Annotated in this window: 19 protein-coding genes; 12 read left to right on the top strand and 7 right to left on the bottom strand. The window is 45.7% G+C overall.

Annotated elements, in window-relative coordinates:
• The first annotated feature begins 21 nt into the window (after window positions 1–21).
• The 7 genes from AC1XTG_RS13445 to AC1XTG_RS13415 all read left to right on the top strand — a co-directional run bounded on the left by AC1XTG_RS13445 (window position 22) and on the right by AC1XTG_RS13415 (window position 8518).
• Window positions 22–2442, top strand: coding sequence for a TonB-dependent receptor plug domain-containing protein (locus tag AC1XTG_RS13445; protein WP_484842342.1), 2421 nt, complete (start codon window positions 22–24; stop codon window positions 2440–2442).
• A 144-nt stretch (window positions 2443–2586) separates the two neighbouring features.
• Complete coding sequence (locus tag AC1XTG_RS13440) at window positions 2587–4338, top strand: tetratricopeptide repeat protein (RefSeq protein ID WP_484842341.1); 1752 nt, start codon at window positions 2587–2589, stop codon at window positions 4336–4338.
• Window positions 4328–5167, top strand: a complete 840-nt coding sequence (gene lolB1, locus AC1XTG_RS13435) for a lipoprotein insertase outer membrane protein LolB1 (RefSeq protein ID WP_484842340.1) — start codon at window positions 4328–4330, stop codon at window positions 5165–5167. Before AC1XTG_RS13440 ends, lolB1 begins: the two co-directional genes overlap by 11 nt.
• 30 nt (window positions 5168–5197) lie before the next feature.
• On the top strand, window positions 5198–6571 hold the full coding sequence (locus tag AC1XTG_RS13430) for a murein hydrolase activator EnvC family protein (protein ID WP_229238797.1): 1374 nt from the start codon (window positions 5198–5200) through the stop codon (window positions 6569–6571).
• Between the two features lie 49 nt (window positions 6572–6620).
• Complete coding sequence (gene panB, locus AC1XTG_RS13425) at window positions 6621–7439, top strand: 3-methyl-2-oxobutanoate hydroxymethyltransferase (protein WP_056290640.1); 819 nt, start codon at window positions 6621–6623, stop codon at window positions 7437–7439.
• Window positions 7440–7466: 27 nt separating this feature from the next.
• Window positions 7467–8198, top strand: coding sequence for an RluA family pseudouridine synthase (locus AC1XTG_RS13420; protein ID WP_056290639.1), 732 nt, complete (start codon window positions 7467–7469; stop codon window positions 8196–8198).
• A 5-nt stretch (window positions 8199–8203) separates the two neighbouring features.
• Window positions 8204–8518, top strand: a complete 315-nt coding sequence (locus AC1XTG_RS13415; RefSeq protein ID WP_484842339.1) for a DUF6787 family protein — start codon at window positions 8204–8206, stop codon at window positions 8516–8518.
• Between the two features lie 11 nt (window positions 8519–8529).
• Here the strand turns inward: AC1XTG_RS13415 and AC1XTG_RS13410 are convergent, their stop codons facing one another.
• The 3 genes from AC1XTG_RS13410 to AC1XTG_RS13400 are packed head-to-tail and all read right to left on the bottom strand — an operon-like array spanning window position 8530 to window position 14208.
• On the bottom strand, window positions 8530–10860 hold the full coding sequence (locus tag AC1XTG_RS13410; protein ID WP_484842338.1) for a CehA/McbA family metallohydrolase: 2331 nt from the start codon (window positions 10858–10860) through the stop codon (window positions 8530–8532).
• A 1-nt stretch (window position 10861) separates the two neighbouring features.
• On the bottom strand, window positions 10862–12292 hold the full coding sequence (locus tag AC1XTG_RS13405; protein WP_484842337.1) for a DUF5723 family protein: 1431 nt from the start codon (window positions 12290–12292) through the stop codon (window positions 10862–10864).
• A complete protein-coding gene (locus AC1XTG_RS13400) occupies window positions 12289–14208 on the bottom strand; it encodes a RecQ family ATP-dependent DNA helicase (protein WP_484842336.1) in 1920 nt (639 codons plus the stop codon). Before AC1XTG_RS13400 ends, AC1XTG_RS13405 begins: the two co-directional genes overlap by 4 nt.
• A gap of 85 nt (window positions 14209–14293) precedes the next feature.
• On the opposite strand from AC1XTG_RS13400, the gene AC1XTG_RS13395 reads away from it, so the two are divergent.
• Window positions 14294–15823 (top strand): ArnT family glycosyltransferase, encoded by a 1530-nt coding sequence (locus tag AC1XTG_RS13395; RefSeq protein WP_484842335.1) that lies wholly within the window; start codon window positions 14294–14296, stop codon window positions 15821–15823.
• Between the two features lie 63 nt (window positions 15824–15886).
• Window positions 15887–17161, top strand: a complete 1275-nt coding sequence (dacB, locus tag AC1XTG_RS13390) for a D-alanyl-D-alanine carboxypeptidase/D-alanyl-D-alanine endopeptidase (protein WP_484842334.1) — start codon at window positions 15887–15889, stop codon at window positions 17159–17161.
• Window position 17162: 1 nt separating this feature from the next.
• Here the strand turns inward: dacB and AC1XTG_RS13385 are convergent, their stop codons facing one another.
• Entirely contained in the window at window positions 17163–18863 is a 1701-nt protein-coding gene (locus AC1XTG_RS13385; protein ID WP_484842333.1) for a hypothetical protein, read from the bottom strand.
• A 4-nt stretch (window positions 18864–18867) separates the two neighbouring features.
• Window positions 18868–19839 carry a toxin-antitoxin system YwqK family antitoxin gene (locus tag AC1XTG_RS13380; protein ID WP_484842332.1) on the bottom strand — a complete coding sequence of 324 codons (972 nt, stop codon included), beginning with the start codon at window positions 19837–19839 and terminating at the stop codon, window positions 18868–18870.
• 137 nt (window positions 19840–19976) lie between these two features.
• Between AC1XTG_RS13380 and fcl the strand changes: the two genes are divergently transcribed.
• Both fcl and AC1XTG_RS13370 read left to right on the top strand, forming a co-directional pair.
• On the top strand, window positions 19977–20918 hold the full coding sequence (fcl, locus tag AC1XTG_RS13375) for a GDP-L-fucose synthase (protein ID WP_056290620.1): 942 nt from the start codon (window positions 19977–19979) through the stop codon (window positions 20916–20918).
• A 188-nt stretch (window positions 20919–21106) separates the two neighbouring features.
• Complete coding sequence (locus AC1XTG_RS13370) at window positions 21107–21580, top strand: Lrp/AsnC family transcriptional regulator (protein ID WP_015813234.1); 474 nt, start codon at window positions 21107–21109, stop codon at window positions 21578–21580.
• A 76-nt stretch (window positions 21581–21656) separates the two neighbouring features.
• Here AC1XTG_RS13370 and AC1XTG_RS13365 read toward each other — a convergent pair whose 3' ends face one another.
• Both AC1XTG_RS13365 and AC1XTG_RS13360 read right to left on the bottom strand, forming a co-directional pair.
• Window positions 21657–23153 (bottom strand): DUF4301 family protein, encoded by a 1497-nt coding sequence (locus AC1XTG_RS13365; RefSeq protein ID WP_484842331.1) that lies wholly within the window; start codon window positions 23151–23153, stop codon window positions 21657–21659.
• 87 nt (window positions 23154–23240) lie between these two features.
• A complete protein-coding gene (locus tag AC1XTG_RS13360; RefSeq protein ID WP_056290613.1) occupies window positions 23241–25532 on the bottom strand; it encodes an ATP-dependent helicase in 2292 nt (763 codons plus the stop codon).
• Between the two features lie 160 nt (window positions 25533–25692).
• On the opposite strand from AC1XTG_RS13360, the gene AC1XTG_RS13355 reads away from it, so the two are divergent.
• Entirely contained in the window at window positions 25693–26037 is a 345-nt protein-coding gene (locus tag AC1XTG_RS13355) for a hypothetical protein (RefSeq protein WP_056290610.1), read from the top strand.
• Window positions 26038–26350: the final 313 nt, after the last annotated feature.

The raw sequence follows: 26350 nt of genomic DNA, 5'->3' as shown, positions 1-26350 counted from the left end.
AACAAACTAAAACATGCCACAATGCACAAAAGTCGAATCAGGATTCTCGCGGCCGCATTATTCCTTTTTATAGTCGCATTTAAATGGGCGGACGAGGATTTCACCAAAATGATCTCCGAGAAGCTGCTCCGGTACAGACAGGCTTTTCCGATCGAAAAAGCCTATCTGCACACAGATAAGCCTTATTATATGAAGGGCGACACGCTGTGGTACAATGCATTTCTGGTGGAAGGCGCCCTGCACAATCCCGACAGCGCCAGCAATTTGCTCTATGTTGACCTGATCGACCAACGTTCCGGGAAGAACTTCGCATTAAGGCGCACTTACCTGACTGGCGGGGTTGGAAACGGGGAAATTATACTGGCGGACTCCATTCCGCCCGGCTCCTACTCGCTACGCGCCTATACAAACTGGATGCGCAATGCTCCTGAATCATTTTTCTTCCACAAGGATATCCAGGTTTTTGATCCGGCGGGAAGTATGCCGGCCGCAGCTACCGGCAAAGTTGATTTGCAATTTTTCCCGGAAGGCGGCGCGCTCGTCGCCGAGATTGCCACCAGAATTGCATTCAAAGCAGTAAATGCTTCTGGTAAGGGAGAGGATGTGGCAGGTTTTATTATGGACCAGAACAATGATACCGTCGCTTCTTTCAAAAGTGAGCATCTGGGAATGGGGCGGTTTCAATTTGCTGCGAAATCCGGCGCTTCTTACACCGCCTTCCTGAAAGAAAAAAGCGGCAGCGTGATGAAATATGAGTTTCCGAAAGTGAATGAAACAGGGTATACACTCGTTGTCGACAATACTTCCAATCCACTGAAAACGAGGATAATTGCTTATGCAAAGGTTCCCGGTAAAGCGGAGGTCCCTGTCAACATAGTTGGGCACTCCCGTGGTATCGTTGCTTTCGTTGCCAAAGGTAAAATTTCAGGCAGGGGCTTAATGATGAATATTCCAAACACGGATTTGCCGGACGGAATTACGCATTTAACCCTATTCAATGAAGAAAACAGGCCGGTGAGCGAGCGGCTGATCTTTATCGACCATAATCATAGCCTCCGGGTTCGGATAGCACCGTCAAAAGCTGCTTACAAGCAGCGCGAACAAGCGGAGATCGAGATTGCGGTAAGTGATACAGCAGGAAAGCCGGTGGAAACGCACCTGTCGGTTTCCATTACCGATGCCGGACAAATACAACAGCAAGTTCACGATCAAAACATTGTTTCTTACCTGCTGCTTTCCTCTGATTTAAAAGGATTTGTCGAACAGCCTGGCTATTATTTTGACGATACCCAGACAGAACGGAAAATGCACCGCGACTTCCTGATGATGACGCAGGGTTGGAGCAGGTTTAAATGGGATGAAGTACTCCGCGACTCGCTTGAAGCGCCAAAATACTACCTGGAACAAGGGATTACATTTGCCGGGGAAGCGCGCAGAAACAAGAGGCCCGCAGAAAAAACTGCGCTTTCTATTTATGTAAGCACAGACAGCCTGAGCAATTTCCTGACTGCTGAAACAGACGAAAAAGGACAGTTTGCATTGTACAACCTCATTTTTGAGGATTCTTTGAAGGTTCGCGTGCAGGGAATGGGCAAAAAGGGAAATCAGAATCTGAATTTCAGCATTTTCCCTCAGGAGATTCCAAGAATAGCTCCCAGCCAAAATCCCTATTTCCCGCTCACGGTAGATGCAAAGCTGTTAAACGATTTTCTGACAAGGAATGCACAGGATCAGGAGATTAGCAGAAAAATTCGTGCAAACCGGGAGCGGTTATTGCAGGAAGTGACCATCAAAGCCAAAAAGCAGGTACAGCGTGATCCGCGAAAGATTTACGGTAACGCAGACGCATCCATTAAGGTAACGCCTGAACTGGCCGCTGGCAGAACGAGCGTACTCGATATACTTGCGGGAAGAGTGGCTGGCGTATCAGTAACGGGTTTTGGGATGAATGCAAGGGTAAGTATCCGTGGCAATCAGAACGAGCCCCAGTTTGTGCTGGACGGGATGCCGGTTGATAAAGACTTTATTGCTTCAATGAATGTCAATGATGTAGAGTCCATTGATGTACTGAAAGGCGCATCGGCAGCGATTTTTGGAATGAACGGAGGAAACGGGGTCATATCTATTTTGACTAAAAGAGGAAACTCAAACTACGACTACACACAGGACATTGTACCCGGCGTGCTGGTGTCAAAAATAGCAGGGTTTAATGTGCCAAAAGTGTTTTATGCACCTGCCTATTCGCCAAAGGACCCACCAAACCTGAATCCCGACTATCGCTCGACTATTTTTTGGGCACCAATGGTAAAAACAGACAAGAATGGAAAAGCGAAGATCCGGTACTTCAATTCTGATGCAACAACTTCCGTCGACGTGAGAGTTGAAGCGCTGAGTACCAGCGGCTCGCCGGGCTTTGCCAAAAGCACATATTCAGTGAATTAGGCAGACAAGATTACTTGCGTTTCCGCGTTAGTATCTTTATTTGAACAGTCTTGCGAACTAGTCGTACAGACAAAATTGGTACCTTTGTTGTTTATTCTGAAATAGCCGGTCAAGTCTCGGAAACTGATGGCATCTGATTGAAATATGAAGACCGTATATTTAAAACTAAACCTTCCGATCTTAATGCTGGCGAGTTTGCTCGTCACGCATTCCTCGCTTGCCCAGCGCCGCAACAAAGACCGTGAAAAAGATGCTGTAAAAACCGAGGATGTAGGTCTTCGTCTCGAAAAAGAGTCACTTGCGGCTGACGGAATGAAGTTTATGATGAAAGATGAGCCGACTAAGGCCCTGCCTCTTTTTGAAAAACTGGCGCAGGAAAACAGTCAGGATGCTGCCAGCCAGTACCTGGTTGCCACGGCATTGATGAAGCTCGAAAAGTTTGATGATGCCATTGCCCCTTCCAAAAAGGCTTACGAACTGGATAAGGACAATATATTCTACGCACAGCAGCTGGCAGAGCTTTATGCCAAACGCAGGAAATATGCCGAGGCGGCCGCCATTTACGAAACCCTGGTGGCCAAAAACCCGGAAAACATTCAATACGGAATTGAGCTGGCAGCGGTATATGTGTTTAACGATCAGCCCGACAAAGCGATTGACACTTATAATGTCCTTGAAAAATCAATGGGCATTACAGAAGAAATCACGCACCAGAAACAGCAGCTTTATCTGCGACAAAATAACCTGGACAAAGCTGTTGCAGAAGCAAAAAAGCTGATCAATGCGGAACCGACAGAGGTAAGCTACCGGGTAGAGCTGGCCGAGCTGCTGATCGCCAACGATCGCATTGTAGAAGCGGTTACGCCGCTTGAAGAAGCGCTCAAAATCAATCCCGACGAAGCGCAGGCACACGTGCTGCTGGCTGATATATACCGCCGCAACGGCGATGTGCAGAAATGCAACCAGGAGCTTAAACTGGTTTTTGCCAATCCAAACCTTGAAGCAGAGCCTAAAATCAGGGTACTGACGGGTTATCTAAGCATGCTAAAATCAGAAAGCGAGATTACCGAGGCGGTTACATTGGCTAAGCAGCTGTTGGAGACGCACCCGAACGAAGCCCTCGCAAATGTGATTTATGCCGATCTGCTTGTACGTCAGAATAAAAAAGAGGAAGGCCGCGACTTTTATTCAAAAGCCAGCCGCATCGACGGCTCCGATTTCAAGATATGGATCGCTCTGATCCAGCTGGATGGAGAGCTTAACCAGGTGGATAGCATGCTGGTGCATTCTGAGAAAGCATTGGAGCTTTTCCCAAATCAGGGCCTGTTCTGGTACTCCAATGGAACTGCGCATTTGATGAAAAAAAATTACAGGGAAGCTGTATCCTCGCTGGAAGAAAGCCTGAAGCTGGTCACCAATAATCCTGATCTCGTTCCGCACATTTATGCTTCTCTTGGCGACGCATTCAATGGACAAGGCGATCATGCCAAATCCGATGCTTCCTACGAGCTCGCATTGAAAGCCAATCCCAATAATGATCATGTTTTGAATAATTACAGCTATTTTCTTTCGCTCCGGAAGGAAAAGCTTGATCTCGCTTTGAAGATGTCGGAAAGACTGGTGCAGCAGCATAAAGACAATCCGACGTACCTGGATACCTACGCCTGGGTACTTTATATCCGGAAAGATTATAAGAAAGCGAAAGAGTTTTTGGAGAGAGCAATGCTCGACAGCAGCAGTGTAAGTGGCACGATTGTTGAGCATTACGGAGATGTTCTTTTTAAGTTAGGTGAAAGGGACAACGCGGTGGCTCAGTGGAAAAAGGCGAAGAGAATGGGAGAAACCACTGAACTTCTTGACAAAAAAATAGCAACAGGTGCATTACATGAGCAATAAAATAGTAGCCGGGCTGTTCGCCTTCTCATTTCTTTGGTTGACAGCTTGCCACAAACAACGTACATCCAAACGTACCAGCGAAAAACCATTCTCGGACTCTACGGCAGCGAGCACTGTCATACCGGGTGATTCTTCCAAAACAGCAGTTGCCGAAACCGTTGCACCTGTTAAAATCAATGAAGTTGCTTTTGATTATCTCACTGCCAAGTCAAAGGTTTCTCTTCAAAGTAAATCTCAGAATTTCGATAATGCCAATGTGAATATCCGGATGAAGAAAGACAGTATCATCTGGCTTTCGGTAACCGGAGTGGGCCTGGAAGTCGCCAGGGGCATTATTACGCGTGATTCCATTGTTTTCATGGACAAGATTCACCGCGACTATTTCGTATTTAACTACGAACAACTCAGCAAGCAATACAATTTTGACCTCAACTTCGACCTTCTGCAATCAATGATTGTAGGAAACCTGCCATTTGCCCAGGAGCCGGATGCAAGATTTGTTAAAATGAATGAGTTTTATGTTTTGAGGCAGATCAAAGACCGTCTTGAAATAGAAAATTTTATCAGTGAAAGCACATTGAAACTCTCCCGGCTCAAAGCAACCGAAGTGCCTACTCAAAACACTTTCCTGCTTGATTACGAAGATTTTAAAGATGTAGGCGGAGTTCTGTTTCCTTTTGCAAGTGTTATCAATTTGAATGTGAAATCGTTGAAAGACCAGCAGGTAAACCAAACCGATATGCGCATTAAGCACAGCAAAGTTGAAATGCAGCGTGAAAGCCCCGGATTTCCATTCAATGTCCCTTCCAGCTATAAACGCAAAAAATAAAGTCAGAAAGTCTGCTTAAATTTGCCGGCCATGAATTGTATTTTGCCTGCAAGAATCAATAATATGCTTTTTAGTACCCCTGGTCGCCGTCGTTTGATATTAATGCTGACGTTCATTCTATGTTCGTTGGCTGGCGCTTATGCCCAGAAAAGCAGGGAGCAGCTGGAACGCGAAAAAAGTGAAAACCAGAGCAAAATCCGGGAGATCCAAAGTATCCTCAAACAGACTTCTTCCCAGAAGAATGTCAACCTCGGACAATTAAAAGCGCTCAATCAACAGATTAACACCTATAAAAGGCAGATTGACCTGCTTTCTGACGATCTGGAACTGCTTGACGGCGAGTTGAAGGTCCTTGAAGGAAAACGTCAGTCCCTCGACAGCAGCCTCAACATTCTCAAAGAAGAATACGGGCACATGATCTACGAGGCTTCAAAAAGAAATGCGTACTTCAATCAGCTTGTGTTCCTTTTTTCTGCCGGAACATTCAATCAGTTCGTATTAAGATATAAATACCTCAAACAATATACCGAGGCGAGACAGGGACAAGCTAAGGAAATCGGTGTTTTGCAGGACAAGCTCATGCAGGAACGCCGTCGCATTACCGCGAAAAAGACCCAGCAAAAAACCGTTCTGGATACCCGTGTATCTGAAAATACCAAGCTGGAAGGCTTGAAAGTGAAGCAGAATGAAGTGATTCAGGAGCTTTCGCAAAAAGAGGTTGAACTTAGAAAACAGATCGCCGAAAACAAGCGCGCTACCGATTTACTGGAAGCCAATATCCGCCGGATTGCGGAACGGGAAAGAAGAGAGCGGCTTGAAAGGGAGCGGAAGGAGCGCGAGGAGCGTGAAGCGCGCCGCCGTGCAGAGCGGGAGCGGCTTGCACGTGAGAATGCAGAAAGAGAGAAAAAGGGCGAGGCAGCTATCGTAGCCGCGCCGAAGGAAGAGGAGGAGCCTGTTGTTTCAAGCGGTATGAGCGAGGAGGAAACCACTCTGGCTTCTTCATTCACAGCATCGCAGTCGCGCCTGCCGTGGCCGGTTAAAGGTTTCGTATCAGGACATTTCGGACAGCGGCCACATGCGGTTTTGAAGGGCGTAATGGTAGATAACCTCGGCGTGGATATCCAGACAACTGCGGGTGAGCCGGTAAGGTCTGTTTATGACGGCGTAGTACTTGACGTAACAGAAATGCCTGGAATGGGGAATGTTGTTGCAATCCAGCATGGTAATTACATGACGATTTATGCCAAAATGAACGGTGTAACAGTTCGCGCCGGACAGAAGGTAAAAGCAAGGGAAAACATCGGCCGCGTGGCTACTGACAGCGACGGGACCTCAGAGCTTCAATTTCAGATCTGGAAGAATACTTCCCGCCTCAATCCCGAAAACTGGCTGATCAGGCGGTAGCGAATTTCGCCGCCAGACACGCAACCCAATCCATTAAATACAAAAACATATGTCTGTCCATACACCTGACATTAAACGCGTTACAACTCACACCATTCAGGAAATGAAAAACCGTGGCGAGAAGATATCCTGTCTTACCGCATACGATTATTCAATGGCCGGTATTGTGGACGCAGCTGGCGTGGAATTGATCCTGGTAGGCGACTCGGCTTCCAATGTAATGGCCGGTCACGAAACGACGCTGCCGATTACCATTGATCAGATGATCTACCATGCTACCTCGGTGGTACGTGCAGTCAAACGTGCATTGGTAGTTGTGGACCTTCCGTTTGGTTCTTATCAGGGTAACTCGCGTGAGGCTTTAAACTCCGCGATCCGTATCATGAAGGAGTCAGGCGCGCACGCGGTCAAGCTGGAAGGCGGACTTGAAATCAAGGATTCAATCACCCGGATATTAAGTGCGGGAGTTCCGGTAATGGGACATTTGGGACTCACACCACAGTCTATCTATAAATTTGGTACTTATACGGTACGTGCGAAGCAGGAAGCAGAGGCAGCGAAGCTGCTGGAAGACTGCAAAATGCTGGAAGAAGTAGGCTGCTTTTCCGTCGTTTTGGAAAAGATACCTTCTGCATTGACCAAGAAAGTATCGGAAAGCGTAACAATCCCAACGGTAGGAATTGGTGCAGGACCGCATGCAGACGGTCAGATATTGGTACTGCACGATCTACTGGGTATCAATAAAGAATTCAAACCCAGGTTTCTGCGTCGCTATGCCGATTTAAATGGTGTAATGACCGACGCAATTTCTAATTATATCAAAGATGTGAAAGGCAAATCATTCCCGAACGAACAGGAATCTTATTGACCTTTTTAAAAGTATACAACTATTCAAATGGCTAAAAACGCACTCCACGTGGTATATGAGGATAACCACCTTCTCATTATCAATAAAGAACCTGGTATTCTGGTGCAGGGAGATGCAACAGGTGATAAGTGTCTTCTGGATATGGGAAAAGAGTACCTGAAAGAAGCATACAACAAACCAGGAGCAGTTTTCCTGGGGACAGTCCACCGTCTCGACAGACCTGTCAGCGGGCTGGTCGTGTTCGCGCGGACCTCAAAATCGCTGGAAAGAATGAATGAAATCTTTCGCAAGCGTGATGTTCAGAAAACTTACTGGGCGGTAGTAAAAAACAAGCCTGCGGAGAAAAAAGGCAAACTGGTACATTGGCTTTCAAAAGACGAATCGCGCAATGTTACTACGGCTTACGACTATGAAGCACCTGGAACGCAACGCGCCGAGCTGTCGTACCGCTGGCTGGGAGAGGTGAATAAGTTTCATTTGCTGGAAGTAATGCCCATAACAGGCCGCCCGCACCAGATCCGCGTGCAGCTTGCTTCCATGAATTGCCCGATTCGTGGTGATTTAAAATATGGTTATCCAAAAGCAAACCCCGACGGAAACATCAATTTGCACGCACGCAGGCTGTACTTTGAGCACCCGGTAAAAAAAGAACCGGTGATTTGCCGCGCAGGTGTACCAAATGATCCGTTCTGGGAAGAATTTTTGTCCCTCGACAAAGAGGAAATCAAGCCTGAACATCTGGACTTCTTTCACGAGTAAGCCCGATGATCGAAAAACTGAAAGAGCGCTGGAATGTCAAAAACGGTTGGGATGTGCTCATTATCCTTATTGTTTTTGCCTGCACAGGCTTTTCGGTCTTGTATGTCAAACGCGCCCTCTTTGATCTGATCGGGTTAACAAAAGAGTCGCCCTCCTGGCTTCGATGGACAGTTAATATCCTGATCATACTTCCGCTATACCAGGTTATCTTACTGATCTGGGGCTGGATTTGGGGCAAGTTCGCTTTCTTCTGGGAGTTTGAAAAACGAATGTTCGGCAGGATAGGCGGCTTATTTAAAAAGAAAGGTGCAGGTGTCTAGCAGGCTACCTATTACTTTCCTGCCACTTCAATAATCTTTCGATATACATTCCTCGCAGCTTCATAAGCTTCCGCAGCAGCTGCTTTTTCATTGGCACGAATGTTGGGCTCTTTCATTTTCCAGCATTGATCCAGCGCCGCGAGGCACCATTCTGCACTCTTCTTGTCCGCGATAGGTTGGTCGGCTATTTTCACAAAGAATGGATTTGAATGCGAGCTGGGGAAAATACGCAATGCAACCCACGCCGATTTGTCGAGCCTGTAATTGTATTTTAAATCCTTGATAGCCCCGTCAGCGGCTATCGCTACCGTATCGACCGCCTCTCCATTCACGATCAGTTCCACCCTTACCTTTCGTGATTTCTCTATTCGCGCTCTTTCTATATCCCAAAAGGGCATGGAAGTAATTGGTGTTTTCGCGATCTTTTCACCGGTACTATCCTGTTGTACTGGCAAATAGGCTGCAACGCGGGCAGTCACCTGGATCTCACCTCCTGATTTGAGCAGTAGCTCGCTTTCCTCTACACCCGCCAGCTTGCCATTGACTGCAAAGTCCATGATGTGCGATTTTCCATCGGAAACGTAACTTCTTCCTTTTTTGAGCGCATCCACGTACCCGTCATAATTCATTTGGCCGTCCATCTTGAAATAGCTCCTCGCCTGCCCCACTCTTGCGTCGGTAATGCAGGGGAAATCCGTTTCACCACTTAGCCTCGGCCGAAATCCGCAATTCAGCGTATGGTAATACATATTCAGCTCCCAGGGAGCCGGTGTATCGCCGGCGCTGAAAAAGTCCACCAGGTTTTGTGTAACTGTCACGATGTATTCATTTGCACCGATCCCATCCATTTTGGGTAGAATGTAGTTCGGTATTTTGGTGACGGGCTGCACAGGTTCTAATCCCCAGCCTGAATGCGCATAGCCTACCAGCCCGCCCTGCTGTTTTGCCCACGAAAGTACTGGCGCAGTCCAGCTGGGCCAGTCTTCGATCACCTTTGTACCCGGATAATCATCTTCTTTAATCCGCAATAAAACAATGTGACCTGCATGAGAAGAAGGAAATCCGGAAACCTCCACATCATTTCTCATGATATTCTGGCGGGTCGACAGCGCGTGATCTTTTCCCGTGAAAAACGTCTTCTGCCGGTACCAGCTCGGCCCCCATGCGAGATTAGCCGCCATATCCAGGTTTTCGCCCAGCGCTTGCCTGAACATATCAGCGGGATCAACTCCCTCTGTCGGACTGTCGTAGTGACTGCAACCAGCTGCATGGATGTGGTGATCTGCGCTGTACCAGCCCAGTTTAGATAGCTGGATCCAGCGTTTCAGTTCAAAGCCAACACTTACCGAATCTGCATTGCCTGGTACGGTAATCTCTTTCGTTTGAGGTACATATTCCGGTCCCCGGCTGTATGTAATTTTGTAAGAACCCGCCGGAAGCCACACGTGCTCTCCGTCTTTGCGGTATATCTGGGGCTGGAAGAAGAAATCTGGGTATTCGTCAAAAGCAGTAACCCGCCGCGAGGGCAATGGATAATAGCGTTTGAACCTCCCTCCCGATTTTGCTTTTGAATCTGTGATCAAAAAAGAAGCCATGACCGGACTTCCGTCTGCATCCTTCACCCTGAATTTTACCTTTACCGCCGGCTTGACATCGAACAGAATGTGCGTAGCGTTTCGGAAACCAATATCCTGTGAGCCCTGACCGACATTGTAGCCGATCTCCGCTTCGCGCTTTCCGGCATCTTTTGAGTAGATCTGCACAACCGTGTATTCAAGCTTTAAGCCTGACAGACTGGGTTGCAGAGGCCGGTTGGTATACATTTGCACCTCCAAAAATCGGTTCGCTACCTGTCCCGGCGTGAGCTTGTGCTCTTCTTTCACCCGGTGCTCAAAATTGGGAGAATGGTAAGGTTTGGCTGCATTCGGGCTCTTCACTGCCAGTTTGGCCGTGATACTCGCTTCATTATTGACTTTCACCAAAAAGCTAGTCCATCCTGACTGGATCAGCTCCGCTTTGGCTTTCCCGCGCTCCACTTTCACGCGGCCCTCGGGATTAATGTCGACAATATTTAAACAATATGGATCAAGAATGTCCTGAATAGCACTGACTGTCTCCGCATTAAGAGGTTTGTTAGCCAGCTCATTCAGTCTGTTCTGGTCCTGATCAGGCAATGGATTTCCTGAGAATGCGAGTGCGTCGCGGAGGCGCATTGCCTGTGCAAGTAGCGGCTGAGGCTCTACGGCTATGTTTTTGGGCGCGGCAGCATGATGTTCGTGCTGCGCATACACTGCTGTCGGACAAATGAAATGCAAAAACAGTAGCGTAAAGATTTTCCTCATATCAATCTTTGTCTTTTTTACGATTTAATTTCCACGCTGTGAACCCGAGGTAAACCATACTTCCTCTTGCTCCTCCCCTTTTCCAGAGCCCGTTTACGCTGCTTAACCCCAGGAATATAGGTCCGAAATGGCCAACTGCTCCGATCGAAGGCCGGTTGTTGCCATCTATAAATGAAATAGGAAAGGCAAAATCCGAGTCTTCATCCTCAAATCTTGGCGTAATTGTGAAAACATTAGGTTGATAAATGTCCAGATACTCGCCCGATCTTTCTTTAAACCGCTTTGTTTGGGATAAGGTCACAAAAAATCCTTTTACCAACTGAATGTCGGCTTCCAGATGCAGTGCCTGCGGAAGGCGCACTGTTTTGTTGAAAGTAGAATCCGACTCCGCTGCGTAAAGGCTCATAAACCCTTCTACACCCTTGTCAGCGATGGTTTCCAGCTCTGTCTGCCCTATCAATGCATTAGCCTGACGGCCACGTTCTACCCTGGAATCGTTTGTTTTGTACCGGATCGAACCAATATCCGTTAAAGATGCACCAAGTCTGATCAGGTATTCGGGACTTTCGTCGAACACTTCCTTGGATTTCCCCCAGTAAGATCCCAGCTCATAGGTAAAGCCCAGATCATAACCCCAGCCCGAACCATACTTGTCAGAATTGAACAAGTTGCCGAGCGATACTCCCCAATTGGGCGCACTGTATCCACTTTCATAGGTAAATCCACTGATTGACAGATCACTGATGTCGCTGTTTGCTGCTTGTGGTGTAATGCTGAAACGATCCACGGAACCTGCCAGGTAACCCACACGCGCCCCGAAAACACGTTTGACAGTGGCGCCTACTTTGACTTTATGGGATTCAAGATCAAGTATTTGTGCTCCGTACGACAGGCTTACATCTGAAAAGCTTTGCTGAACAATATTGAAATCGCCCCATTCTTCATTGGTTACTGACGGGGTACTGCCGGTGTCGAGCCTGTGAAAATACAGATTGCGAACTGCTGCCGGAATATGGTTGGCGAGCACGTAACCTCTTGTACGGAACTGCAAGGCAAGTCCCTGGTACTTACCAAGCGAGATCATTGCCGAAGGCCAGCGGATTTCACTCGCAACATGGATCGGATCTTCGTGGGAAAGCGAGCCCATCGTACGCGACCGCCCGTAAAGTTCCTTGGTCGAATGCGGGGTAAGTAGCGGATAGAGCAAGGAATTTTCACCCAAAAACCTGAAATAGCGATAGTTAATGCTACCACCCAGGGTCACAATGTTAATCTGCCACTTGTGCTTCGGCCCACTGAGGACGGATGGGTTGTAGGTAGCACGATAGATCCCGCCGTAATTGCTGGTGGTTAAGCCGGGGATCTGCTGTGCGAAAGTTGCTGTTGAAAATACTGAAAGGAATAGTGCTGAGTAAAGTGCGGACTTTTTCAATGTTGAGCTTTGTTAGTAATGGACAAATTTCCGGAGGCATCGTATCGGACAACCTCCTCTTCAAGCAAGGTTTGTAACGTTTTCAGGAAAATACTTTCGTCGGTATCCTCAAATGCGTGACTTAGTTTTACAGGTGTGATCAGGCCTTCATTTGTAATGTGCTGAATGATCCTGAGTGGCAGAGTATCTTCGCCGGCAGCTTCATATTTTTTATTTTTAATACAGATATCACAAATCCCGCATTCTTCCGCGTCAAACTCATTAAAGTATTCCAAAAGCAGCAATGTGCGGCATATCCGGGTGTGTGAAGCATACCTGGCCACTGCGCTGGCTTTGGTAAGGTCTCTTTCTTTTTTTCTTTGTATTTCAAAAACATTCAGCGGCAATAGACCGGCGTTGTACCGCGGCGTCATAAATGTAAGCTGCGGTTTGTCTCTCCTCGGCTGGTAATCAAGTATATCGCGCTCAGCCATAAATTTCAGTTTTTTGATTACCTCCGCTTCCGGGGCAAAATATACCTGCGCTATTTCCACTTCCGAAATCCGGACATATTCCGTAAAAACCTCGCCGCCATATAGCCGCAAAATCACTTTGATAAACGAATCGAATTCCTGGTAGCGTATCTGAAAATCGTATAATTCCCGGTTGTCGACCAGGAAGTGTACGCGCGACGGATCACTAAAATTTTCACTCAGCTGAATAAACCCTTCTTCTTCAAGTAGTTTGAGTGCGTAATGCGTTTCGTTGGGAGCCAGTCCGAAAATGCCTGTGAAATCTTGTATATCGAAGCTGTAACCGCTCATTTCACCGCTGCCCACCGGCACCTGGTAGTAATTGGCGAGAGATTGATAAACCCTTCGCAACATTTCAATGGGCGGATATCGTCTTTCGATATTGTCTGACAATTCTCCCAGCTCCAGCTGGTTAAACAGCGCGACTGCGTATGCTTTTTTCTCGTCTCTTCCTGCCCTGCCCGCCTCCTGGTAATAGGCTTCCAGATTGTCTGGCAAATCAAAATGGATCACTGTCCGCACATCAGGCTTGTCAATTCCCATTCCGAATGCATTCGTCGCCACTACCGTACGCACCTGGTTCTTGATCCAAGCGGATTGTCGCTCTGATCGTTCTTTAAAAGGTAAACCCGCATGATAAGCCTGGGCAGAAATCCCGTGGCGGTTGAGCCAGTCAGCAATTTCCTTCGTGCGTTTCCGCGTTCTAACGTACACAATGGCCGAACCGCTTACATTTTTTAGTACCTGTAATATTTTTTTTTCCTTATTATCCTCGGCAAAGGCAGAGTACGAAAGGTTCGCGCGCGCAAAAGACTGTTTGAAAACGCGCGCATTCTTCATTTCAAGTTTATCGAGGATATCTGCACGTACCTCTTCCGTGGCGGTAGCTGTGAGCGCCATGACAGGTACACCCGGTATCCGCTTCCGGAAATCCGAAATAAGCAGGTACGAAGGCCTGAAATCGTACCCCCAGGCTGAAATGCAATGCGCCTCATCAATCGCCAGCAAGCAGATTTTCATTTGCGACGCGCGCGCAATCATGATATCAGTCCTGAGCCGCTCGGGGGATACATACAGAAATTTGGTATTTCCATGAATGCAGTTGTCCAGTGTAATGTCGATTTCATTCTTGCTCATACCGGTATGTATCGCAGCGGCAGGTATCCCGCGTTTTTTCAGCTGCTCTACCTGGTCTTTCATCAGGGCAATCAATGGGGTAACTACAATGCAAACGCCTTCCATTGCCATCACCGGTACCTGAAAACAGATAGACTTTCCTCCTCCTGTCGGAAGCAGCACAAGTGTATCAATCCCATTCAGTACCGTTCTGATCGCGTCCTCCTGGAATGGACGAAATGTATCATACCCCCAATAATTTTTTAGAACTGCCCTTAAATCAATCATTTACGGAAAATAACTTTTGCTATCTGTAAAGAAGTTAGTACAAAGTAATATGATATGTTTGTGATCTGTAAGCTATACTGTTATTATGATGCATCAGGCAACGCGCTCGGCCGAGTACATAAAAGTACTTGCCTGGATCTTCACGATCAGTTTTATCCTGATTACATTTTTGCCGAGATCCATGGACGACACAATGTTTATGGACGGAGTAACCTATGCGTCCATTGCCCGGAATATGTCAATCGGTATAGGTTCTTTCTGGCGGCCCTTCTTTGCGCATTCCTTCTGGCTACCGTACGATAATCACGATTTTTTTTCCGGTCACCCTCCATTACAATTTGGAATGCAGGCGGTGATGTTCCGTTTAATAGGCGATTCTATTGTGGTAGAGAACATTTATAATCTGCTTGTTCTCGCCTCCTCCATTTTCCTGATCATAAAAATCTGGTGCCTGCTGCTGGCCGGCAAACCCCTGCTACGGAAATTTTCGTGGCTGCCTGTTTTGTGCTGGTATGCAATGGAAACTGTTTGGTACAGCATTCCAAACAACTTTTTGGATAGTACCTTATCGGTATTTTGCCTGCTATCGTGCTATTTTCAACTTCTCTTTTTCACCAACAGACCTGCAATTCTCAACGGATATTTATTTGCTGTTGCTGCTGGTATTTGCATTGCTGCCGGTTTTCTGACCAAAGGTCCGGTAAGTCTCTATCCACTTGCATTCCCCTTAATTTACACAATCAGTTTTGATACCAGGCGCATTAAACAAGCGCTATTTTGTACAGTAACCATGCTCGGTACATTGCTGGTAGGCTTCCTGCTTCTGCTGAGCTACCAACCTGCCTGCGATTTTATGCGTACTTATTTCGAAGGTCAGGTTGTACAGGCTTTGCTTCAAAAGCGGGAAAAAACGGGGGTTGGTTTGGCTGGCCACTTTTATCTTCTAACTGAATTGCTGAGAAACGTATATCCGCATTTGTTAGCATTAATCGCATTAAATGCAGCTGCCTGGCTGGTTGGTCTGCGGGTGGCCATTTCAAGAAAATTGAAACAAATAGGTGTACTATCCTTAATGGTCACCGCCTCCGTGACATTGCCCATGCTGGTAAGTATCAAACAATATCCCCATTACCTGGTACCTGCATTGCCTTTTGCAGCTATGTTCTTTGCCACATTATTTGTTGAAAAAACCGCCGCATTTTCCCAGCTGTACAGCAAATTGCTTTTGCCTGCATTGTTTGTGGGTTGCATAGCCTGCTGGACGCTTACTGCATTCAAGGTAAGCCGCATTGAGCAGGATATCATGGCGGGAAATGCACTCAGGATCCAGAAGTTTGTGCACCGCTCTGCTACTATTGGAGTGTGCCACGAATTGTTTCAGGACGCAAACATTCACGCTAACTTTCAGCGCTATCACTGCTTGTCACTTACGACCGACACGAATACTTCCAAATACATTTTCGCTGATTCAACCTGCCTGCCCCAGTTCAGTGCAGAAACGGATTCTATTATACCTCTGAAAAACGATTATCTGCTTGTGATCAGGAATATGCGACCTGCTACTGCAAAGCCGGCGATCAGCCAAAACATTAAAATTACTTTGCCCGACAGCTAACTACCAGGTCGTTAAATGTCTGAAAATATTAACTTTGTTTTCATTCATTATCAAATCGTTTTCATGCGCACGCTACTGTTCCTGGTCAGTATCATTACATTATCCGGCTGCTCTGTTTCGCATTATATCAACAAAGAAATCAGGAACTCGCCTGTTCTGAGCCAGCAGCATACCGGAGTTTCCATTTCCGGAATCAATGAAACAAAAAGCCTGGCTGCTTACCAGGATGACAAGTATTTCACCCCGGCTTCCAATACCAAGCTGTTCAGTTTTTATGCGGGCTTATGCGCCTTGGGCGACTCCATTCCCGGGCTGGAATATCTGGAATGGGGCGAACTGCTGATCATTCGCGGTACCGGGGATCCTTCTCTTCTCCACCCCGATTTACCTCACAGCAAGGTATTTGACTTCCTGAAAAGCAGAAAAGAACCTATTTTTTTCACACCATTCAATTTTGAGAATAAACGTTTTGGTCCCGGCTGGGCTTGGAGCGATTACAACGATTACTACCAGGCTGAGGTTACACCAATGCCCGTTTACGGTAATATAGCCCGTTTCAAAGCAGGCAATGGGGCGCCTTTTCATGTATCTCCTGCTTATTGGAAGAATTATGCGGTACTGGATACAATGGCTTCCGGGATACAGCGGGAAGAGTTTCAAAATGTTTTTCACCATTCCAAACTGGCAGTACCACAAGGTTTGGAGCAGGATGTGCCTGTTCGCATGACCGATCTGGTGACTGTTCAGCTGCTTAGTGACACTCTGAAAAAAGAAATTAAACTGATTAATATTCCACTGGACATTGAACTGCAAAAAGTCAACAGCATTCCCTCCGATTCGTTGTATACCAGAATGATGCAGGTGAGTGACAATATGATCGCGGAGCAGCTCCTCTTACTTTACGCATCTGCAAACGGACTTCCATTAAACACCGAAAAAGCGATTACGCACGCGATTGAACATCATTTAAAAGATCTGCCCGATCGGCCCATCTGGAAGGATGGATCGGGGTTAAGCAGGTATAATCTCTTTACTCCAAGAAGTATTGTCGCATTGCTACAGAAGATCCATTCAAAAATGCCGCAGGAAAAGCTTTTTAAAATCCTCCCTTCGGGCGGTAAAAGCGGTACATTGAGCAATTTGTTCAAAGGCAGCGAGCCTTTTGTTTTTGCCAAAACAGGTAGCCTCAGCAATATCTACAACCTGAGCGGCTATCTGGTCACTAAAAAAGGCAAAACGCTCGTTTTCAGCTTTATGAACAACAACTTTACGCGGCCAAGCTCGGAAGTAAGGAAGGAAGTTGAACGTATTCTGACCGGCTTGCACCAAAAGTTTTAAGCTATTGCTTTTCACCCCAGGTACTGCCTGTACAGTAAATGCGGTTGAGCCCATTTTCACGTACCAGCAAATAAATCTGGTAAATGCCCGGTTCCACATTGGCTTCGTGAAAACTGGCAAATGCACCTTTCGAGAAGTACATCCGTCTGCGAATGGTCGTTTTCAGCGGTACCGCAGCCTGAAACGGTGGTGACGCGTAGGTATGTTTGTCAGATTTGAGTAATACGTAAGCGCCGTCAGAAAAATCCTTTTTCGTGTCAAAGAACCTGTTTTGAAATTCGATGACAATGTGATTTCCCATCTTACCGACTTTATCTGGCTTGTAAAGACTGTCACAAGGGATTGAAGCAAGGTTCAACTGCGGGTTCCAGCCTTCGGCAAGCGGGTCTGCTGAACCGTAGTAGGATCTGATATGCTCAAAGTGCTTTTGATCCATTGAAAACATCCTGATTCCCAGCCAGTCTGCATTATAGCGCGCATTGAATTCCTGCGCAATGGCGGCGCGGCGGTTGTTCACAGCATCGGCAAAGTTGCTGTGTAAAATAACCAGATTTAAACCGATTGCAGCCAGCAGGATGAACGGAGCCAGCTTTACCCGCACATTGATTTTGGTAAAAGACAGAAACGCAAAGTACAGCGCAATACACCAAAGCGTCGAATACATGCGGTACCGGCCTTTGAACATCCCTTCAAAAGTGTCAGTTGGAATGCGTTTATAAGTCAGCGCAAGCGCCGTAATCCCCACGAAAACTGCTATTCCGGCTGCAAAAAGCGCAGTTTGATTTACATAACGCGATTTCAGCCAGGCGGCATCCCAGAGTTTTACAAATTCATTTCTGTACAGGAAAATCAATCCGCCAATGAAGAGCATACCTGTCGCCGAAGCCAGGTAAAGCATCGTATAAGATGCATTGTAAGCGGAGAGCGTGGCAATGGAGCCAATAAATCCAAAGAAGCCGAAGAAACCTTCTTTTACCTGCTTCGGATTACCAAAATCAAGGTTTTGTGTGATAGGAGTAAAATCGATAAAATAGACGATTGCCACCGCAACCATCGCAGCAATTGTAACCAGGAACTCCTTGCGAAAGCCAGTCAGCAGGTACATCAAGGCCATTACCGGGAAAACCATCAGTCCATTTCCGTAAGAAAATGTAGCTGCGAGCGCAAATACTATGGAGAAAATGATCTTTCGGGGATGAAATGCTGTGCAGTACAGCGCCAAAAGAAAAAACAGGATTACGCCAAAATTGCAAAGTGAGCTTACGCCCCAGAATATATTTTCGAAGGATTGAATATTGAACCAAAGCCACATGACCGGAACAAAATACCAGAGTGAGACTTTTAACCGGGAGAAAGCACGATAAAAAATCACCGCACACAATGCCCAGCAGATATTGGCCACAATCATAGGCCACACCAAATTTACTTTGCCAGAAATGGCTTGCAAGAGCAGGATTACCGATCGGGAAAAAACTAGCCGGTGCTCGGGAAAAAGCTCGGTCAGCAGCCGCCAGCGCTCGGCCAGGTCAGCATTTCCGAAACGTGGAATAACACCCAGGATCATAATGTCGTCGAATGCAACATAGTTGACATTCAGCGCAATGGACTTGAAAACCAAAGCATAAATAACGACGGGAACAATGCACAAAAAAAATATAAGCCAGGTTTTATCCCTGACAAAACGGAGGAGAGTTTGAAGCATAAATTTAATTTTCGGTTTCCTCTTCGGCCGAAGCGCGGGGATCCTTCGTATAATCGTAAAGCAGCTTGCCTTTATCGTCCCACTCTCTCAAAACAAAAGGCTCAAATTCATCATCCCAGCCAGTTTTGGGATATTGTATTTCTTTTTTCCGCTGGCGACGGAACTGATAATATTCAATCCAGCGGCCGACTTTTTTACCATCGTCGTATTTCCCGCTGGTCATAAGCTGGCCTTCCTTGTAAAATTGGAGATACTCCCCTTCTATTTCACCAAACGCAACCGGAATCACTTCTTTCACCTGGGTATGTGCCGAATCGTAATACGCTATACGGGACTCTGCCGGAAAACCGCGGTCCCAGATTGCTTTATCGATCAGGTTGTACTTGGCATCATACTTTACCCACCTGCCGTCTTTCACACCCATATAATAATAGCCTTCTTCTATCAGGTTTTCGCCGCTATATTTTTTATAGGATCCATGAAGCGGAAGCGCCTGGTCTTTTTTCTGGACCACCGCAGAGCTCAGCTTTTTGCCTTTTCTATCATACCAGCGCGTTTCAGTAGCGCGAACATAGCTGCTGATAGGCTGATACTCTTTTAATACATGAAATGATTCCACTGTTGCCCGGTCGCCACTGCCGTATTTCACGGACAAACTTTGCATTGGGACACCTTTATATTGCACTTTTGCAAGCTTGGCCCGCTCCTTCCTGGCTTTTCGGTCTTTCTTCTGGCTCTTGTACTCTTTAACCCGCAGCCCCAGATCCGGGATTGTTTCCCCGAATAGCGTTGACAAGCTGGTAGATTTATCGTTTGATCCTGGTAATGAAGCACCTACAACGGGATCAAGACCAGAAATAAAGGAGTTTAATCCTTTTGGCCGGCTTGCCGTATCTTTCTTGACAGTCTCTTTGGGAAGCCAGGAAGGAGGAGTAGAATCCTTTTGAACGGACTGAGCGGACACCCCCCTAAGCATACAACACGAAATTAGGCCCCAGATCAGAACGATTCTTTGCATGTGAATTGGATTTTTCTTATCAACAAGATTGTTACTTTTGTAACGAATTGATTTTTTCTATATTGATATTCAACGTACAAATTTAAAAAAACACCGTGGAAAAAAGCGCTAAAATTTATATCGCCGGACACAGAGGAATGGTTGGCTCTGCAATACACAGGAAATTGGTAAATGAAGGTTTCGATAACCTGGTATTGAAAACATCTTCTGAGCTCGACCTCCGCAACCAGGCCGACGTGCGGGCATTCTTTGAAGCGGAGCGACCTGAGTACGTGTTTTTGGCAGCTGCAAAAGTAGGTGGTATTATGGCCAATAACATTTATCGCGCTGAGTTTTTGAATGATAATTTGCTGATTCAGAACAATGTAATTGATAGTGCTTACCGCAATGATGTCAAGAAATTGATGTTTTTGGGTTCCAGCTGCATATATCCCAAGCTGGCGCCGCAGCCACTTCGCGAAGATTCTCTGCTGACGGGTCTTCTGGAGCCAACCAATGAGCCTTATGCAATTGCCAAAATCGCGGGTATTAAGATGTGCGAAGCTTACAGGGCACAATATGGCTCTAATTTTATTTCTGCAATGCCGACCAATTTGTATGGTCCGAATGATAATTACGACCTGAATAACTCACACGTTTTGCCTGCTATGATCCGTAAGTTTCATGAGGCGAAAGAAGAAAATAAACCTTCTGTGGAGCTTTGGGGCACAGGTTCGCCGCTAAGGGAGTTCTTACACGCTGATGACCTGGCTGATGCTTGCTATTTCTTAATGCAGAATTATGATGAAGCCGGGTTTGTGAATGTTGGTGTAGGAGCTGACGTAACGATCAAATCTCTCGCTGAAATGATCCGGGACATTGTGGGTTACGAAGGTGAAATCAACTGGAATACGGACAAGCCTGACGGTACTCCCCGGAAGCTGATGGACGTTTCGAAATTACATGATCTGGGCTGGAAGCACAGCATTGAACTGGAAGAAGGAATCCGGATTACGTACCAGGATTTTTTACAAAAAATCGAAACGTATGCAGTGTAAAGTGATAGATACTAGTGCCTTTAAAACAATCGTAGCGTAATATTTCAGCACTAAATTCAATTTTGGCCTACTATAATTCTTTTTTTTGACAAATTTCCCATATAAAATTATAAGAATCTTCGGGAAACTAATTAGTTTTGCAGCGTCCTGAAAAAACGGGGCCTCGTAAAACACTTAGTCATAGAGAAATGTCCGCCATTATTAAGTTAGACCAGATAGACCGAAAAGTACTGGAGATCTTACAAACGAACGCAAAAATAACAAACGCACAATTATCGAAAGAAATAGGGCTGTCTCCTGCGCCAACGCTGGAGCGCGTTAAAAAGCTGGAACAATCAGGTATTATCAAGAGCTATCACGCTCAGCTTGAACCTGAGAAAGTGGGTTTGGGAGTTAGTACTTTCGTTCAGATTTCATTAGTCGGACACCGTAAAGCTGTTACTGAATCATTTGTTGAAAAGATTCACGCGATACCAGAAGTTATTGAATGCCACCACATTACAGGAACTGGCGATTTTTTACTTCGGGTTATTTCAAAAGATATCAGTACTTATCAGAAGTTGATGCTGGAAAAAATCAATGAAATTGAAGAAGTAGCCAGCACACAAACAATGGTAATATTATCGACTTTCAAGGAAAGCAAAGTTTTGCCAATACCTTGATCAGATCTTCTTCCGACATAAAAATAGCCGCAGAATATTCTGCGGCTATTTTTATGCTTTTGCCAAATATATTTGCCTACTGATGCTGCTCTCTCAGCAAGTCATTTACTGTTTTTACAGGATTGAATGTGATCAAAGGAACTTCCACAAAAAGCGTGTTCCAATCTGCCATTGATCCATTCCACAAACCAGGCAATTCCTGCGCCTTCAGGTCCTTCCCATCTTTTGACTTAGCAGTAATAAAGCCCGTCAAAGGGTCTCGGAATTTTTTCAGATCAAATAATTCTCCTTTATAATTCTTAACCGCACAGACAAGATCAACCGGATTAAAGTGCGTTGAATTCTTGAAAATCTCGTTCTGAGACGCATTATCTACGTCTACCTGAGCCGACTCAACTATCTGAAGAGACGAAGAACCATCTGCATTTTCAGCCCAGAATGGACCGCCCCCCGGCTCGCCCTGGTTCTTAACCATTCCACAGGCGCGTAAAGGCCTGTCCAGTTTTTGAATAAAGTATGCTTTCTTCTTTTCATCTTCCCACGACTCAAAACCAGCAGGAGGAATCACGCAAAGTTCATTGCGGAAAAAACCGTCAAGTTCCTGTAAAAGCGCAGCATCCGAGCCTTCCTGCAACTTGTTGATATAGCCGAAAATCCTCTTTTGTGATTTAAGAACAACACCGGCAAGCGCCTTTTTGTACTGGATTGTGTCGGCTTTAATGCGGTCAGGAACAACGTTATCAATGTTTTTGATAAAGATAATATCTGCATCAAGCTGGCCCAGATTCTCTAATAAAGCCCCGTGACCGGCTGGTCTGAATAAAATAGAACCGTCCTTTTCACGGAATGGAGAATTGTCAAGATTCACCGCAATGGTATCAGTAGCGCTTTTTTGTTCTGAAAACGAAACAATGTAGCGCACGCCAAACTGGCTTTGATAGCTCGGCAACACTTCTACTACTAGCTTCTCAAACTTATCTCTGTGCTCAGGCGAGACAGTAAAATGGATTTGAACGTTACTGCCTGCATTTGCATACTTTGCACCTTCAACCAAATGCTCCTCCAAAGGCGTTCTGGAACGTTCAGGGTAGTTATGGAATTTAAGTAATCCTTTTGGGAGCTCTCCGTAACCTAATCCTTTTGTAGTCAGAAAATAAGATACAATCGTTTGTTCATCAGCACTTTCGATTTGAAAACCATCAGATAAAAGAGATGCTTTCAGATCGTCGTAAAAAGCGAATTCTTTCAGCTTTGCAAAAAACTCGTCAACCGACTTGTCTCTTTTATTTTCCTGCAAAAAGCCGAACAACGATTTAAACATACGTGTTGCAGCTCCGGATGCGGGTACAAATTTCAATAAAGACACTTCTCCATCGGAAGCGCTTTTATCAAATTCACTGATCAGTTGTGAGATTTCGTCTTCTGTTAGCCTGATAATTCCGTCACCCACAGTCGCAGCCTTGGAAAGTTGCAGGAATGGAAATCCATTTACAAAATATCCAACCTGCTCTTCGACAGTGCGGATATCACTTCCACGTTCTTCTATTTGAGTTATATCTTTTTCAATGAACATACTATTATTGTTTAATCAGTGAAGTTTTAGGGCAATGTTAGTTTATAAAAGCGGCGTGAGAAGACACTATAACTATGCCTGATCTATTTATTTAAGTATCCTGAGTTTTGCAAAACTGAGTAAAAGGGTTTTTTCGCCGACAGTATCAAATTTCACGGTCGCCTTTCGGTCTGTACCATTTACATCCATTTTGGTTACTGTCCCAAATCCAAATTTCAAATGTTCAACTTTGTCGCCTTCCGCAAGATCGAAAGTGTCACTCGGTACAAAGTCGGGAGAAGGAACGTGGGCTGCCGCTGCTGCGGAAGCAACCGGCTGGGCAGGTTTTCTTTGCAGGTTTTTAACAAAAGAAGTAATCGGAGGCGCCGAGTCGCGTTCCAATGCATGCTGCGTCATTTTATTTACATTCAAAAAGCGCTGGTCCACTTCCAGTAAAAACCGGCTTGGTTCGCACATTTTAATGCGGCCCCATTGATAGCGGCTTTCGGCGTAAGAGAAAGTCAGCTTTTTTTCTGCCCTCGTGATCGCTACATAAAAAAGCCGGCGCTCTTCTTCCAGGTCCTGCCTGCTTTCCAGCATCATCTGGCTGGGGAAAAGGTCTTCTTCCAATCCTACAATAAATACATTCCTGAATTCAAGACCTTTTGCTGAGTGGATGGTCATCATCGTAACCCGATCGTGGTCTTCGTTTTCGTCAGGCTCGTCTGCATTGGTCAGCAATGAAACCGACTGTAGAAAAGCGCTTAGTGTTTTATCTTCGTTTTCTTCACTATCAACGAATTCCTTGATCCCGTTCAATAACTCCTGAACGTTCTCGTATCTGGACAGTCCCTCAATCGTCTTGTCTTCATACAACTCACGCAAAATACCAGATGCTTTGGCGATGTGAGATGCGATCTCGTATGCATCTTTTCCTTCTTCTACCTGTATTTTGAAGCTCTTTATTAGTGTACCAAATTGTTCAATGGGCGTGATAGTCCTGCCGGTGGCATATTTGCCGATGTTAGCGACGACGTCCCAGATCGCCATTCCATTTTCAGAAGCCGTAACAGCTATTTTCGCGACGGTTGCGTCACCAATTCCTCTTTTCGGAAGGTTAATGATCCGCTTGAATGCTTCTTCATCGCGCTGGTTTACGGTAAATCTCAGGTAAGCCAGCAGATCCTTGATTTCTTTCCTTTGGTAAAAAGATTGCCCGCCAATGATCCGGTATTTAATCCCAAGCTTTCGAAGTGCTTCCTCGAATGAGCGGGATTGTGCATTGGTACGGTACAGAATGGCGAAATTTTCGTTTCTCAAAGCCTTTTGCATCTTTTCCTCAAAGATTGCAGTAGCTACGAGGCGCCCTTCTTCATTGTCGGAATTAGCTTTGAGTACGTCGATCAGCGAACCTTCCTCATTTTGTGTAAAGGTTTTCTTTTCGAGCTGCGCCTTGTTTCTAGCGATAACAGAGTTTGCGGCTTCAACAATCGTGCTTGTGGAGCGGTAGTTTTGTTCCAGCTTGATTGTCTTTACATCCGGGAAGTCTTTCTCGAAATTCAGGATATTCTCAATATTTGCTCCGCGGAATGCATAAATACTCTGTGCATCGTCACCTACAATACAAATGTTACGGTGAACTGCTGACAGCTTTCTCGTGATCAGGTATTGAGAAACGTTGGTATCCTGAAACTCGTCGACCATTACATGCTGAAACTTGTGCTGGTACTTATATAGTACATCAGGAAAGTCACGGAAGAGCACATTCGTGTTGAAGAGGAGATCGTCAAAATCCATAGCATTCGCCTGAAAACAGCGGGTTGCATAGATCTTATACAATCTTCCTATCTCCTTCATTTTGGCCGCATCATCGTCAGCCTGGATAATGGGATTGTTAATGTAGTCTTCAGCAGAAATAAGGCGGTTTTTGGCTCCCGAGATTCTGTTAAAAACGACATTGGCCTTGTATACCTTATCATCCAGGTTAAGCTCCTTGATAATACTTCTCAGTAATGACTTGGAATCATCTGTATCATAAATAGAAAAGTCACTGGTATACCCCAGATATCGCGCTTCAATCCTCAGGATTTTCGCGAATACTGAGTGAAAGGTACCCATCCAGATATTTCTCGCTTCTGTTCCTACTGCACCTTCAATGCGCTGCCGCATTTCCCCGGAAGCTTTATTTGTAAAAGTCAGTGACAGAATACGAAACGGATCCACGCCATTACCTATCAAATGCGCTATTCTATAGGTAAGTACCCTTGTTTTCCCGGAACCCGCACCTGCTATGATCATCAGAGGCCCATTTCCGTGCAAAACTGCTTCACGCTGGGGCTCATTCAGGGTTGATAAATAATCCGCTTGATTAGATATTGTTTGTCTTTCAGATTTGCTCATGCCATTTGCTAAAACTCAAAGTTAGGAAAAACCATTTAATGGCTTCTTCCGGTAGTAGCAGAGAAGCCGTAAGTTTATGGTCAAATAATACTTCATGACGAGAACAAGATTGATGCATTAAGAGTTATGCTAGGCAGGTTGTGTCAAACCAATATATTAGATGGATATAGAAGATCAGCCTTTGGAGGCGCAGTGGGAATTTTTGTTGGATAAACTGGAGAGCGCGGTTGGAAAGAGGCCGGGAGATTTGAATAGCGTGTTATTTCTTATAGGAGTGCAGGAGCTGGGGCAAGGAGCTAAAAGATTTACAAAGGAGCAGAAACAAGATCTCATGCATATCGGCATTTGTAATGTGCTAAGCTTGTCGGGGTACTATACATTTGAATACCTCGATGGTGACGGCTGGCCCCACTATAAATTAGATCGCGCGCTGCCACCAGGCGATTTAATGAAGCAAGAATCCCTGTTGAAAATGCATGTTATTGAGTATTTCAAATATCTTTAAAAACTTTCCTTGCTGGATAGAATTCATTTTCAGGGGGTTAATATTGCTGGTGCAAAAAGTTTAAAAAATATTTTAGCGGGGGTGTTGCATTTAAAAAAATAAGGCTGCACTTTTGCACTCCCAATCGGGAACAACGGTAGCGAAAACGATCGCAACCACGAGTTCTGAGAATTTCAGAGCAACGTTCTTTGACATGATGAAGAGAGCAAGAAGATAGATTCGTTAGAAACATTGATGGCTTCTTTCGGGAGGTTACATCGGATAATATTTACAATGGAGAGTTTGATCCTGGCTCAGGATGAACGCTAGCGGC

This window comes from Dyadobacter sp. HNCC25DJ183 (genome assembly GCF_056895175.1).
The sequence above is the reverse complement of the archived record's forward strand: the minus strand, read 5'-3'. Positions and strand labels throughout refer to the sequence as shown.

Bases quoted from the DNA above. Each gene is read 5' to 3' on its own strand.
- AC1XTG_RS13445 (WP_484842342.1), top strand. From the start codon at position 22: ATGCACAAAAGTCGAATCAGGATTCTCGCGGCCGCATTATTCCTTTTT.
- AC1XTG_RS13440 (WP_484842341.1), top strand. From the start codon at position 2,587: ATGAAGACCGTATATTTAAAACTAAACCTTCCGATCTTAATGCTGGCG.
- lolB1 (WP_484842340.1), top strand. From the start codon at position 4,328: ATGAGCAATAAAATAGTAGCCGGGCTGTTCGCCTTCTCATTTCTTTGG.
- AC1XTG_RS13430 (WP_229238797.1), top strand. From the start codon at position 5,198: ATGAATTGTATTTTGCCTGCAAGAATCAATAATATGCTTTTTAGTACC.
- panB (WP_056290640.1), top strand. From the start codon at position 6,621: ATGTCTGTCCATACACCTGACATTAAACGCGTTACAACTCACACCATT.
- AC1XTG_RS13420 (WP_056290639.1), top strand. From the start codon at position 7,467: ATGGCTAAAAACGCACTCCACGTGGTATATGAGGATAACCACCTTCTC.
- AC1XTG_RS13415 (WP_484842339.1), top strand. From the start codon at position 8,204: ATGATCGAAAAACTGAAAGAGCGCTGGAATGTCAAAAACGGTTGGGAT.
- AC1XTG_RS13410 (WP_484842338.1), bottom strand. From the start codon at position 10,860: ATGAGGAAAATCTTTACGCTACTGTTTTTGCATTTCATTTGTCCGACA.
- AC1XTG_RS13400 (WP_484842336.1), bottom strand. From the start codon at position 14,208: ATGATTGATTTAAGGGCAGTTCTAAAAAATTATTGGGGGTATGATACA.
- AC1XTG_RS13395 (WP_484842335.1), top strand. From the start codon at position 14,294: ATGATGCATCAGGCAACGCGCTCGGCCGAGTACATAAAAGTACTTGCC.
- dacB (WP_484842334.1), top strand. From the start codon at position 15,887: ATGCGCACGCTACTGTTCCTGGTCAGTATCATTACATTATCCGGCTGC.
- AC1XTG_RS13385 (WP_484842333.1), bottom strand. From the start codon at position 18,863: ATGCTTCAAACTCTCCTCCGTTTTGTCAGGGATAAAACCTGGCTTATA.
- AC1XTG_RS13380 (WP_484842332.1), bottom strand. From the start codon at position 19,839: ATGCTTAGGGGGGTGTCCGCTCAGTCCGTTCAAAAGGATTCTACTCCT.
- AC1XTG_RS13370 (WP_015813234.1), top strand. From the start codon at position 21,107: ATGTCCGCCATTATTAAGTTAGACCAGATAGACCGAAAAGTACTGGAG.
- AC1XTG_RS13365 (WP_484842331.1), bottom strand. From the start codon at position 23,153: ATGTTCATTGAAAAAGATATAACTCAAATAGAAGAACGTGGAAGTGAT.
- AC1XTG_RS13360 (WP_056290613.1), bottom strand. From the start codon at position 25,532: ATGAGCAAATCTGAAAGACAAACAATATCTAATCAAGCGGATTATTTA.
- AC1XTG_RS13355 (WP_056290610.1), top strand. From the start codon at position 25,693: ATGGATATAGAAGATCAGCCTTTGGAGGCGCAGTGGGAATTTTTGTTG.